The organism is Pseudomonas sp. HLT2-19-2 (assembly GCF_054898005.1).
Window position 1 is genome coordinate 1,022,501 of record NZ_CM142712.1, and the last position, 13,472, is coordinate 1,035,972.

Annotated in this window: 6 protein-coding genes, 2 rRNA genes and 1 pseudogene (1 of these 9 cut by a window edge); 6 read left to right on the plus strand and 3 right to left on the minus strand. The window is 57.9% G+C overall.

What is annotated here, in order from left to right; all coding sequences use genetic code 11:
* The 6 genes and pseudogenes from ACYZTU_RS04695 to ACYZTU_RS04720 form a co-directional block, all read left to right on the plus strand.
* Positions 1-1,813 (plus strand): 23S ribosomal RNA (locus ACYZTU_RS04695) (it extends 1,079 nt beyond the left edge of the window).
* A 154-nt stretch (positions 1,814-1,967) separates the two neighbouring features.
* Positions 1,968-2,083: ribosomal RNA gene (gene rrf / locus ACYZTU_RS04700) — 5S ribosomal RNA — on the plus strand.
* Positions 2,084-2,239: 156 nt separating this feature from the next.
* Positions 2,240-5,692, plus strand: coding sequence for an exodeoxyribonuclease V subunit gamma (gene recC, locus ACYZTU_RS04705; protein WP_461968385.1), 3,453 nt, complete (start codon positions 2,240-2,242; stop codon positions 5,690-5,692).
* On the plus strand, positions 5,689-9,375 hold the full coding sequence (gene recB, locus ACYZTU_RS04710; RefSeq protein ID WP_461968387.1) for an exodeoxyribonuclease V subunit beta: 3,687 nt from the start codon (positions 5,689-5,691) through the stop codon (positions 9,373-9,375). Before recC ends, recB begins: the two co-directional genes overlap by 4 nt.
* A complete protein-coding gene (recD, locus tag ACYZTU_RS04715; RefSeq protein WP_461968389.1) occupies positions 9,372-11,480 on the plus strand; it encodes an exodeoxyribonuclease V subunit alpha in 2,109 nt (702 codons plus the stop codon). The genes recB and recD overlap by 4 nt, the downstream gene beginning before the upstream one ends.
* Positions 11,481-11,557: 77 nt before the next feature.
* Positions 11,558-11,671 (plus strand): annotated as a pseudogene (locus ACYZTU_RS04720) (OmpA family protein); the annotation flags it as partial.
* Positions 11,672-11,702: 31 nt separating this feature from the next.
* Here ACYZTU_RS04720 and ACYZTU_RS04725 read toward each other — a convergent pair.
* Genes ACYZTU_RS04725 through ACYZTU_RS04735 form a run of 3 tightly spaced genes read right to left on the minus strand, consistent with a single transcriptional unit; the run spans position 11,703 to position 13,422 of the window.
* Positions 11,703-11,996: a pyocin S6 family toxin immunity protein gene (locus ACYZTU_RS04725; protein ID WP_461968391.1), complete on the minus strand. Its 294-nt coding sequence runs from the start codon at positions 11,994-11,996 to the stop codon at positions 11,703-11,705.
* A gap of 8 nt (positions 11,997-12,004) precedes the next feature.
* Positions 12,005-12,247, minus strand: a complete 243-nt coding sequence (locus ACYZTU_RS04730; RefSeq protein ID WP_461968393.1) for a pyocin S6 family toxin immunity protein — start codon at positions 12,245-12,247, stop codon at positions 12,005-12,007.
* 14 nt (positions 12,248-12,261) lie between these two features.
* Complete coding sequence (locus tag ACYZTU_RS04735) at positions 12,262-13,422, minus strand: colicin E3/pyocin S6 family cytotoxin (protein ID WP_461968395.1); 1,161 nt, start codon at positions 13,420-13,422, stop codon at positions 12,262-12,264.
* Positions 13,423-13,472 lie beyond the last annotated feature (50 nt).

Sequence of the window (13,472 nt, forward strand, 5' to 3'; positions counted from 1 at the left end):
AAGCGTAATAGCTCACTAGTCGAGTCGGCCTGCGCGGAAGATGTAACGGGGCTCAAACCATACACCGAAGCTACGGGTATCACTTAGGTGATGCGGTAGAGGAGCGTTCTGTAAGCCTGTGAAGGTGAGTTGAGAAGCTTGCTGGAGGTATCAGAAGTGCGAATGCTGACATGAGTAACGACAATGGGTGTGAAAAACACCCACGCCGAAAGACCAAGGTTTCCTGCGCAACGTTAATCGACGCAGGGTTAGTCGGTCCCTAAGGCGAGGCTGAAAAGCGTAGTCGATGGAAAACAGGTTAATATTCCTGTACTTCTGGTTATTGCGATGGAGGGACGGAGAAGGCTAGGCCAGCTTGGCGTTGGTTGTCCAAGTTTAAGGTGGTAGGCTGGACTCTTAGGTAAATCCGGGAGTCTAAGGCCGAGAGCTGATGACGAGTTACCCTTTGGGTGACGAAGTGGTTGATGCCATGCTTCCAAGAAAAGCTTCTAAGCTTCAGGTAACCAGGAACCGTACCCCAAACCGACACAGGTGGTTGGGTAGAGAATACCAAGGCGCTTGAGAGAACTCGGGTGAAGGAACTAGGCAAAATGGCACCGTAACTTCGGGAGAAGGTGCGCCGGTGAGGGTGAAGCATTTACTGCGTAAGCCCATGCCGGTCGAAGATACCAGGCCGCTGCGACTGTTTATTAAAAACACAGCACTCTGCAAACACGAAAGTGGACGTATAGGGTGTGACGCCTGCCCGGTGCCGGAAGGTTAATTGATGGGGTTAGCTAACGCGAAGCTCTTGATCGAAGCCCCGGTAAACGGCGGCCGTAACTATAACGGTCCTAAGGTAGCGAAATTCCTTGTCGGGTAAGTTCCGACCTGCACGAATGGCGTAACGATGGCGGCGCTGTCTCCACCCGAGACTCAGTGAAATTGAAATCGCTGTGAAGATGCAGTGTATCCGCGGCTAGACGGAAAGACCCCGTGAACCTTTACTATAGCTTTGCACTGGACTTTGAATTTGCTTGTGTAGGATAGGTGGGAGGCTTTGAAGCGTGGACGCCAGTTCGCGTGGAGCCAACCTTGAAATACCACCCTGGCAACTTTGAGGTTCTAACTCAGGTCCGTTATCCGGATCGAGGACAGTGTATGGTGGGTAGTTTGACTGGGGCGGTCTCCTCCTAAAGAGTAACGGAGGAGTACGAAGGTGCGCTCAGACCGGTCGGAAATCGGTCGTAGAGTATAAAGGCAAAAGCGCGCTTGACTGCGAGACAGACACGTCGAGCAGGTACGAAAGTAGGTCTTAGTGATCCGGTGGTTCTGTATGGAAGGGCCATCGCTCAACGGATAAAAGGTACTCCGGGGATAACAGGCTGATACCGCCCAAGAGTTCATATCGACGGCGGTGTTTGGCACCTCGATGTCGGCTCATCACATCCTGGGGCTGAAGCCGGTCCCAAGGGTATGGCTGTTCGCCATTTAAAGTGGTACGCGAGCTGGGTTTAGAACGTCGTGAGACAGTTCGGTCCCTATCTGCCGTGGACGTTTGAGATTTGAGAGGGGCTGCTCCTAGTACGAGAGGACCGGAGTGGACGAACCTCTGGTGTTCCGGTTGTCACGCCAGTGGCATTGCCGGGTAGCTATGTTCGGAATAGATAACCGCTGAAAGCATCTAAGCGGGAAACTAGCCTCAAGATGAGATCTCACTGGGACCTTGAGTCCCCTGAAGGGCCGTCGAAGACTACGACGTTGATAGGTTGGGTGTGTAAGCGCTGTGAGGCGTTGAGCTAACCAATACTAATTGCCCGTGAGGCTTGACCATATAACACCCAAGCAATTTGCGTCGAAAGGCCAGATTGCGGTGTGTGAAGACGAAACGAACCGAAAGTTCGAGATACTCACAAAACACCAAACTATCGCATACCCATTCGCTGGAGCGTGAACCTGCAAAGGCCCACGACCTGGCTACCGAATTTCTTGACGACCATAGAGCATTGGAACCACCTGATCCCATCCCGAACTCAGCAGTGAAACGATGCATCGCCGATGGTAGTGTGGGGTTTCCCCATGTGAGAGTAGGTCATCGTCAAGATTAAATTCCGAAACCCCTATCTGCGTATGCAGGTAGGGGTTTTGTTTTGTCCGCAGGAAAGTTCGTACAGCAATACCGGACGGCTCCCGGCTGTCACAGTCTCCCGACAATGCTAAGGTTCGGCCCTAGCTTTTGTATTTTTCCAAGGAAGCCTTTATGCCGGACGCGACGTCCCTCAGTGCTGGTTTTATGATGGTTCACGGCAACCGCTTGGACGAGTTGCGCAGCCTGGTGGTCGGCTGGATGCGGCGTTACCCGCTGGCTCCCTTGGAAAATGAAATTGCCCTGGTACAGAGCAACGGGATCGCCCAATGGCTGAAGCTGGCACTGGCGGAAGACCCCGAAGAGGACGACATGGGCGGCTGCGGAATCGCCGCAGCCATCGACGTGCAGTTACCGGGTAGCTTCATGTGGCAGCTCTATCGCATGGTGCTTGGACGTGACGAAATCCCGGTCAAATCCCTGCTCGATAAAGCTCCCCTGACCTGGCGTCTGATGCGCTTGCTTCCGCAGTTGATCAATCAACCGCACTTCGAACCGCTGCAGCGCTTCCTTACCCATGACACCGATTTACGCAAACGCTATCAGTTGGCCGAGCGGCTGGCGGATTTGTTTGACCAATACCAGGTGTATCGGGCCGACTGGCTTGAAGACTGGGCAGAAGGTCGTCATCAATTACGCAATGGCAGAGGCGAAACCAAACCGCTGACCCCGGCTAACTGCTGGCAAGCAGAGTTGTGGCGTGCGCTGTTGCTGGATGTGGGTGAACAAGGCATGGCGCAAAGCCGTGCCGGCGTCCATCAACGGTTTATCGAGCGCATCAACAGCCTCGACGTAGCCCCCAGCGGATTGCCTTCACGGGTGATCGTTTTCGGGATTTCTTCACTGCCTGCTCAAGCCCTGGAAGCACTTGCGGGACTGGCCCGGTTCAGCCAGGTTCTGCTTTGTGTACATAACCCGTGTCGTCATCATTGGGCGGACATCGTCGCCGATAAAGATCTGTTGCGGCATCAGTACAAGCGTCAGGCTCGCAAGAGCGGAATGCCGGATGTACTCGATCCACAAACCCTCCATCAGCATGCCCATCCGCTACTGGCGGCGTGGGGCAAGCAGGGGCGAGACTACATCAATCTGCTCGACAGCTACGACGATCCCAACAGCTACCGCTCGGCATTCCGCGATGGTCGTATCGACCTGTTCAGCGATAGCCAGCCACGGAACATGCTCAATCAATTGCAGGACGACATTCTTGAATTGCGTCCCTTGAACGAGACTCGCGAGCGCTGGCCGGCCCTTGATCCGGCGAACGACGAGTCGATCCGTTTTCAAATCGCCCATAGTGCCCAGCGCGAAGTGGAGATTCTCCACGACCAGTTGCTCGCACGCTTCAGTGCTGATCCGGACTTAAGGCCTCGCGATGTGATCGTGATGGTCCCTGACATCGACAGCTACGCACCCCATATTCGTGCGGTGTTTGCTCAGCTTGAACGCCACGACCCGCGTTTCATTCCCTTCACGCTCGCAGATCAAGGCCAACGCGGCCGTGATCCGCTACTGATTGCTATCGAGCATCTGCTCAAACTGCCCGACAGCCGTTTCCCCGTGAGCGAGATCCTCGATCTGCTGGATGTTCCTGCACTGCGCGCTCGCTTCGGTGTAGAGGAACGCGATCTGCCGACCCTGCACCGTTGGATCGAAGGCGCTGGCATCCGCTGGGGCATGAATGCCGAGCAGCGTGCGGGGCTCGGTCTGCCGCAGGAGCTGGAGCAAAACAGTTGGCGTTTCGGGCTGCGACGGATGCTGCTCGGCTATGCCGTGGGCAGTGCCAGTGCCTGCGAGGGTATCGAGCCCTACGACGAAATCGGTGGTCTGGATGCCGCGCTCATTGGGCCTTTGGTCGCGCTGCTGGACGCATTGGAGATTGCCCACCAGGAACTCTCTCAACCCGCTGCCCCAAAACAATGGGGTTTTCGATTGCATGCATTGGTTCAGTTGTTCTTTCAGGCCAGTAACGAGCATGACGACTACGTGTTGGCCCAACTCGAGGAGCTGCGTGAAACCTGGCTTGAGACCTGTGAGTCAGTTGGCTTGCATGATGAACTGCCGTTGACCGTGGTTCGTGAAGCCTGGCTCGCCGGTCTTGACCAGGGCCGTTTATCCCAGCGTTTTCTGGCGGGTGCAGTTAACTTCTGCACCTTGATGCCCATGCGAGCGATCCCGTTCAAGTTGGTCTGCCTGCTGGGCATGAATGATGGGGACTACCCGCGCGCACAGCCGCCACTGGACTTCGACCTCATGGGCAGTGATTACCGTCCTGGCGATCGCTCCCGACGCGAAGATGACCGCTATCTGCTGTTGGAAGCCCTGTTGTCGGCACGTGACCAACTCTATATCAGTTGGGTCGGCCGCAGCATTCGCGATAACAGTGAGCGTCCCGCGTCAGTACTGATTGGCCAATTACGAGACCATCTGGCCAGCGGTTGGCGATTGCACCATGTCGACGAAGATCTGCTTGAGGCCATCACTCAGGAACATCCACTTCAACCCTTCAGCGCCCGCTACTTCCATGAAGGCGATGACCTGTTTAGCTACGCGAATGAGTGGCATGTACTTCATCACACCCTTGCGCGATCGACTGATATCGAGGTCCTTGATCCCTACGTTCAGGAGGAGCCGCTGAGTCTCGGTCAATTGCAGGATTTCCTGCGTAATCCTGTGCGACATTTCTTCAGTCAGCGACTGAAGGTGTACTTCGAAGCGGCTGAAGTGCCCTTAGCTGATGAAGAGCCATTTGTACTCGACGCGTTGCAACGTTACAGCCTCAGCGACAGCTTGCTCGAAGCGGCGCTGGGACATCTGGATAGCACCGACCAGGTACTGGAAGCACAGGCAAAACGTCTGCAAAACAGTGGGCTTCTGCCCATGGCCGGATTCGGTGAATGCCTTCAGCGAGAGTTGATCGAACCATTGCCGGATCTGCTGCAGCGTTACCAGCAGCTTTTGGCGTTATGGCCGACGCCGCTCACCAACGCCCTGCCAGTGAACCTGCAGTTGCAGGGTCTGCGTCTGGAAGGTTGGCTCAGCGGCCTGCATCAACGTGCGGACGGTGGTTTGCTATCCGTCACTACAATCCCCAACAGCATCGGCTCGATCAAGTCTCGTAAATGGCACCGGCTGACACGGCCCTGGGTCAATCATCTGGTTGCTTGCGCCAGTGGTATGGCGATGACCACTGCGTTGGTGGCCAGTGACGACAGTCTGCTGCTCGGTCCGATGGAGGAGGATGCAGCCTTGCGGATTCTGGGCGACCTGTTAATGGCCTGGCAAACGGGCATGCGCCAACCCCTGCCGATTGCGGTGAAGACCGGCTTCGCATGGCTAGGTCAAACTGATCCGGTCAAAGCCCAAGCGGCAGCACGCAAGGCTTATGAGGGCGATAGACTGACCACCGACGGCGAGCGCCGCGAGAGCCCGGCACTCGCACGACAGTTCGCCGACTACGACATGCTTACCGCAGACGAAACGTTCCCGGATTGGTGCAACGCATTGTATCGGCCGCTGCTTGAAGCGCCTTGGCGTTCATTGACCAGCGAGGAGGCGCGTCGATGACCACTAGACCTCTGGCCTTGGCATTTCCTCTGCGCGGCAGCCAACTGATCGAGGCGAGCGCCGGGACGGGTAAGACCTTCACCATTTCCGCGCTTTATCTGCGCTTGGTCCTTGGCCACGGCGCAGAGTCGAGTGGCTTCGGACGTGACCTGCTGCCCCCGCAAATCCTCGTTGTGACGTTCACCGATGCCGCGACCAAAGAATTGCGCGAACGTATCCGTACACGTCTAGCTGAAGCTGCGCGTTTTTTTCGCGATGAAACACCGGCGCCCGATAGCCTTATCGCGGAGCTTCGTGCGGAGTACCTTCCCGAGCAGTGGCCCGGGTGCGCAAACCGCCTGGACATCGCCGCGCAGTGGATGGACGAGGCGGCAGTTTCGACTATCCACAGTTGGTGCCAGCGCATGTTGCGCGAGCACGCGTTCGACAGTGGCAGCCTGTTTACACAGACCCTGGAAACCGATCACAGCGATTTGCTGGGCGAGGTCCTTCGCGACTACTGGCGGCGGTTCTGTTACCCGATGCAAGGGGATGCGCTGAACTGGGTGCGCGGCAATTGGGGCGGTCCGGCGGCATTGCTGCCGCGATTGCGTGGTTTGTTCGCCAGTGAGCGCGACAGTGTTGAAGGTAAAGAGCCTGCCGAACTGATCACGGAATGTCTGCAAGAGCGACGGGCAGCCTTGCTCGAACTCAAGATGCCCTGGCGCCAGTGGGCGGACGAATTGCTTGCCATCTGTCACCAAGGTGTTGCGAGCAAGAGTGTCGACGGTCGAAAAATGCAGGCACGCTATTTCGAACCCTGGTTCGAAAAGCTCAGGGCCTGGGCTGAAGACGAATCCCTTGAGCAATTGGATATCGGCACCGGATTCACGCGCCTGACTCCCGAGGGTATGGCTGAAGCCTGGAAGGGCGAAGTCCCCCGTCATCCGGGACTGGATGCCATGCCCGGCCTCAAGATCAGTCTCGATGGATTGCCTACTCCTGATGCCGTCGTATTGCAGCACGCCGCCCAGTGGGTCGGTACACGGTTCGAAGAAGAAAAGCGTCGCCGCGCGGAAATGGGCTTTGATGACATGTTGCTGCGACTCGATGCCGCCCTCCAGTCCGATGGCGGGGAGCGCCTGGCAACCTTGATCCGCGAGCAGTTCCCGGTGGCGCTGATCGATGAGTTCCAGGACACCGACCCGGTGCAGTACCGGATTTTCGAGAGTATCTATCGCATCGAAGACAACAATCCCGAATGCGGTCTGTTCCTGATCGGCGATCCGAAGCAAGCGATCTACGCTTTCCGTGGTGCCGACATCTATACCTACCTGCGCGCTCGCCAGGCCACCGCTGGCCGTCTGCATACCCTGGGCACCAATTTCCGTTCAAGTCATGGCATGGTCAGTGCGGTAAACCATGTGTTCGAACGTGCCGAGTCTCGCGAAACCGGACGCGGCGCGTTCCTGTTTCGTGAAAAGAATGGCGAGAACCCGGTACCCTTCCTGCCCGTCGAATCCCAGGGACGCAAAGAAGTTCTACACATCGACGGTCAGGTTGTGCCCGGCCTGAACATTTGGCATCTATCCGCCGAGCAACCATTGTCCGGCGCGGTTTACCGACAACAACTGGCCGCCACTTGCGCCAGTCAAATCACCGCTTTGCTCAACGGCGGGCAACAAGGTCGTGCGGGTTTCATACAGGACGGCAAGCACTTCAGAGGGCTGCTGCCAGCGGATATCGCGATCCTGGTCCGCGATGGCAAAGAAGCTCAAGCGGTGCGTGGCGAACTCTCCGCTCGTGGCGTGCGCAGCGTCTATCTGTCGGACAAGGACTCGGTGTTTGCCGCCCAGGAGGCCCACGATCTGCTGACCTGGCTCAAAGCCTGCGCCGAGCCAGATGTCGAGCGTCCACTGCGAGCCGCGTTGGCCTGCATCACGCTGAACCTGTCGCTTGCTGAACTGGAACGGCTCAATCAGGACGAATTGGCCTGGGAAGCGCGGGTCATGCAATTCCGCGGTTATCGCGAGCTCTGGCGCAAGCAGGGCGTGTTGCCCATGCTGCGGCGGTTGCTGCATGACTTCCAGCTGCCTCAGACATTGATCACGCGCAGTGACGGCGAGCGGGTGCTGACCAATTTGCTGCACCTGTCCGAGTTGCTGCAACAGGCGGCCGCCGAGCTCGATGGTGAACAAGCGCTGATCCGTCATTTGTCCGAGCATCTAGCGTTGTCCGGTCAGGCCGGCGAAGAGCAGATCCTGCGTCTGGAGAGCGACGAACAACTGGTCAAAGTTGTGACCATTCACAAGTCCAAGGGGCTTGAGTATCCCTTGGTGTTCCTGCCGTTCATTTGCTCGGCGAAACCGGTGGATGGCAGTCGCCTGCCGTTGCATTACCACGACGCCACGGGCAAGGCCCAAGTGACCTTGAAGCCGACGGCCGAGTTGATTGTTCAGGCGGATGATGAGCGTCTTGCCGAGGATTTGCGCTTGCTTTACGTGGCCCTGACCCGTGCGCAACACGCCTGTTGGCTGGGAGTGACTGATCTCAAGCGCGGCAATAACAACAGCTCGGTGCTGCATCTTTCTGCATTGGGCTATCTACTGGGGGGCGGTGCACCATTGCCCGAGTCGGCAGGTTTGAAGCGTTGGCTGGAAGACCTGCAGCGGGATTGTCCTGCGCTGAGCTACGGTGAAATGCCTGAAGCGATCGTCGAGCACTACCATCCGCCGCACAACGATGTGACGTTGCTTGCTCCTCTGATACCCAAACGCAAGGCCAGCGAAAACTGGTGGATCGCCTCCTACAGCGCCTTGCGCATTGGCGACAGCATGAGCATGGGCACTGATGAAGCACCGGAGAGCCCGCAAGCGCAAAAGCTATTCGACGACGAACGCCTCGATCCGCAAGCACCACGAGAAGTGGTGGCCGGTGGTGCTGATATCCATCGATTCCCTCGTGGCCCGAACCCCGGCACCTTTCTCCATGGTTTGCTCGAATGGGCCGGCGATGAAGGTTTCACCGCCACCCCGCAAGCGGTGGAAGACGCTATTGCCCGTCGCTGCAACCGCCGTGGCTGGGAGGGCTGGATAACCGCCCTGAACGACTGGCTGCAGCACCTGCTCGCGTGCCCGCTGCGTATCGGCGGCGGACAGTCCCCCGTGGTGTTTGAGCAACTGACCCAGTACCGGGTCGAGATGGAGTTCTGGTTCGCCAGCCACAAGGTCGATGTGCTCAAGCTCGATGAACTGGTGCGCCAATACACCCACAACGGCGTCGCTCGGGTGGCTGCCGAGCCGGTGTTGCTCAATGGCATGTTCAAAGGCTTCATCGACCTGACGTTCGAGCACGACGGCCGCTACTACGTCGCCGACTACAAATCCAACTGGCTGGGCATCGATGACGCGGCCTACACCGAGCAGGCCATGGAGCAGTCGATTCTCGACAACCGTTACGACCTGCAATACGTGCTGTACCTGTTGGCCCTGCATCGCCAGCTCAAGGCGCGACTTGTCGATTACGATTACGACCGGCATGTCGGTGGTGCGCTGTACCTGTTCCTGCGCGGTACGCGCGCACCCAGCCAAGGCGTGTATTTCGCCCGTCCTCCAAGAGAGCTGATCGAGCGTCTGGACCGGCTGTTCCAGGGTAAGCCAGAACCCAAGGCCGAACCCGCCTGGGAACAGGGAGTTTTGCTATGAGTCGCACCTTCGCTGATTTGCTGCCCACTTCGTTGACAGCCGAAAGCCTGGCCGATCTGGCGCCGTTGAGTCGCGCCGATGATTTGCTGCTGTTGCTGACACGCTGGGTTGAGCGCGGCTGGCTGCGAGCACTGGACAAAGCCTTCGTCGCTTTTCTTCATGAACTGGCTCCCAGCGACGATCCGCTGGTGCTGCTGGCCGCCGCGTTGGCCAGTCATCAGCTGGGCCACGGTCATGTGTGCCTGGATGTGTTCGAGACGCTCAAGGAACCGGACTTCGCTCTTTCGCTGCCACCGGAAGGCGATCTGCAAAGTGGTGCGATGTTGCTGCCGTCGCAGTTGCTAGAGGCGCTGGACGGTGCCCATTGGTGCAAGGTCCTGGCCTCCAGCAGTCTGGTCGCATTGGCGGCCGACGGCCGTGAGGCGGCGCAGCATCGGCCATTGGTGTTATCGGGTAAACGCCTGTACCTGCGTCGTTACTGGGCTTATGAACGGCGTATCGACAACTCGCTGCGCCAACGCCTGGCGGAACACGAAACCACGCCGGATGATGTGTCCCAACGCCTCACCCGTTTGTTCGGCCAAGCAAAGCCCGGCGAAGTGATCGACTGGCAGAAACTCGCCTGTGCCCTCGCTACCCGCAGCGCCTTCAGCATCATCACCGGCGGCCCGGGGACCGGCAAGACGACGACGGTTGTGCGTTTGCTGGCGTTGCTCCAGGCGCCGGCAGTCGAGGCGGGCAAGCCGTTGCGCATCCGTCTCGCGGCACCCACCGGCAAGGCTGCAGCCCGACTGACGGAGTCCATCAGTCAGCAGGTCCGGACCCTGGAAGTCGATGAAGCCGTACGGGTGAAGATCCCGTCAGACGTCACCACCGTTCACCGTCTGCTCGGCAGTCGCCCCGGTACTCGACACTTCCGTCACCACGCCGGTAATCGCTTGCCGCTGGATGTGCTGGTGGTGGACGAAGCCTCGATGATCGATCTGGAAATGATGGCCAATCTGCTCGATGCGATGCCGGCCCATGCCCGCCTGGTACTGCTCGGTGACAAGGATCAACTGGCATCGGTGGAGGCCGGCGCCGTTCTGGGCGACCTGTGCCGCGACGCCGAGGCCGGTTGGTACAGCCCACAGACTCGCCTGTGGCTGCAAGCTGTCAGTGGTGAAAGCCTGGATGCCAGCGGTTTGCAAGAAGACACCCAAGGGGCACATCCCCTGGCCCAGCAAGTGGTGATGCTGCGTCATTCACGCCGGTTCGGCGAGGGCAGCGGCATCGGGCAACTGGCTCGTTGGGTCAACCAGCAGCAACCCGAAGAAGCTCGCAAGTTGTTGGGGGCTCGAAGTCATGACGACGTGTTTTCCCTGTTCCTCAAGGGGGAGCAGGACCGGGCATTGGAGCGTTTGTTGCTTGAGGGGTATGGCGATGGGCCACAGGGTTATCGGCATTACCTGAGTCTCTTGCGCAGTATGCGACCACCGCTCGACAGCACGCTGAATGATCCCTGCTGGACCGATTGGGCTCGGCAGGTGTTGCAAGCTTTCGACGCCTTCCAGTTGTTGTGCGCCGTACGCAAAGGGCCGTGGGGCGTGGAAGGTTTGAATCAACGCGTGACCGCCGCGCTGCTCAAGGCTCGGCTGATCGACAGCGACCAGCAGTGGTACGAAGGTCGGCCGGTGCTGATGACCCGCAACGATTATGGTCTGGGTTTGATGAACGGCGACATCGGCATTGCGCTCAAGCTACCGGAACGTGATGGGCCGGAGTCAGGGACGCAGGTGTTGCGTGTGGCGTTCCCGCGCAATGATGGTCAGGGCGGCGTACGGTTTGTTCTGCCGAGCCGGCTCAATGATGTGGAAACCGTGTACGCGATGACGGTGCACAAATCCCAGGGCTCGGAATTTGCCCACACGGCGTTTATTTTGCCCGACGCCCTGAACCCTGTACTCACCAAGGAGCTGATCTATACCGGGATTACCCGGGCCAAAAACTGGTTCACCCTGATCGAGCCTCGTCCCGGCGTATTCGAAGAAGCGGTGCGGCGCAAGGTCAAGCGTTTGAGCGGGTTGATGCTGGAACTGGAGGAGGGTGTTGAATCAAGTAATTGAAAGGGACGACGCCAGACGACGGAAGCTGTCCGACGTGCCGTAGGGCGCGGAGCATGGCCAACCGAAGTCGGCATGAAAGAGAAAACATCCAGCTGCGCGGTCTCGGCAGCAGTGAGCCGGTCGCCTCCAACGACACGCCGGCAGGCCGTACCGAGAACCGCCGGGTGTCGATCGTGGTGAGTGCCGACTAATCGGCGAACAGCATCTCCCGACTTTCACCCATCAACAAGCCCTGATTCTGCTCAGTGACCTCCCCGGGTCGGGGACGCTATGCCACAACACCAATAAACATATCAAGGTATCTGGTAGGGATTCGTTGATGGCAACGGCGATTCGGCTGACTTGCTCATTGGTTAGTGGCATTTCACCATCAGCTTCGGCGGCGAGACTCTTCCAACCCAGTATTTCCATTACTTTTTGTTCGAGTTCTGGCGCTACATCAAGCTCATATTTCAACGAGCTATCTTCGGCGCTGTCAGGTAAAAATCCGGTGCTACATAGGTACATAAGCGACATCGTAATTGTTATGCAAGGACGCTGATACAGATATCAAGCTCGCTCGGTATGGGTTTACCAAGCACATTTTCAATCTGCATCACTTGCGCCGCTGTTAAATCTACAACGCCATGTCTCACACCATCTGCGAGGGACTCCCAGCCAACCAGATCAAGCACGGCTTGGTTAAACTCAGGCGAAACGTCCAGCTCAAACTGCAGGAATTCATCTTTGTGACCATCAGGAAAAAAGCCTTCAATACATAAAAACATAACTACTCCTATGTTTACTTTGGCGTTGTTCTGCCAGGTTTTGCGGGCTTCGTTTGCGTCCCCGTTTCAGGGTTGAATTCCCCTAAGTGTTTACCTTGTTTGTCGTACATTTCAACCGCGCCGTGCTGAGCGTCCCATTCATAAATTTTTCCTGAGCTATCGACCCAGCGGTGTCGCTTGCCGCCACCACCCTGGACTGACGATTTTTGTTTTGCTCGTCTGGCATCAGGAAAGGCCGTCAGTCCTTTAGGTGCAGGGTGATAGCGATGGTCTCCCATTACGCTCAGCGAGATGTAAATTGGCTGAATAGCGGTGTCGGGGAACCAGATAAGTGCGTCGTGGTAGTCCGGTGGATATGCGGGGTTGATGAGGATCTTATCTGCCTGTTCGGTCGGTGGGTACACCCAGGCTCCTGGCTTCAACGAGACGCCCTCAAGCGCCGGAATGCCCAGCACCGCGTTGGGATTGGTTGCCGGAGTCCAGATAAGCTCGATGCCGTTCCCAAGGTCAGCGACCATGTACTCGCCACGCGCTTGTGCTGCAATCACTGGTACCGTCTGCCATTCCCTCTTCGTCCCGGTATAAAACCCGTAAACGCTCACAGAGCCGTCGGGCAATTGCTTCACATTGACCCGTGCCCGAGTATTTCCTGTGCTCAACTGAGCGTATTGCTCGGACGTATAGAAGGCGCTATCAGGTGAAGTAGTGTCAGGCATCAGCAACGCGGCGAAGCCCACAGCCGCTGGTGCGGCAAGACCCGCTGATACCCCGCCAAGACCCAGCGCCAAGGTACCGCCCAGACGGCTCACAAGGGCCGCGGCACTCCCGGAACCACCGATCCATTGCAGCGGAGTCCCCCCGGCTACCATGGCTGTGCCAGTGCCCAATACTGCAAAGTTTCCGTACTGACTCAGCGATTCGAGCGGTATAAATCCACCCGGACTGCTGTGGTTCATCACCCCGTCTGGCAATGCACAGGACTTGGCGAAGACACAGCCCTTGAGCTGCGGTGGTGGCGCTTTTTTTGGGATAGGTGGGGGATCTACAGGAGGCGGTGGTTCCTTGAGGAGCCGCCTTCGCTTAGCTTGTAAAAGCGCATCGAGCCGCGCTTTCTCCTTCATGTTTTGTTCGTAACAGACCTTGCAATGGTGCCCTGCCCAGCTCCCTTCGGCCATACAACTAACATCCTGACAAGTTAGTCCCGCAGTCTACGGCGAGAGTATGC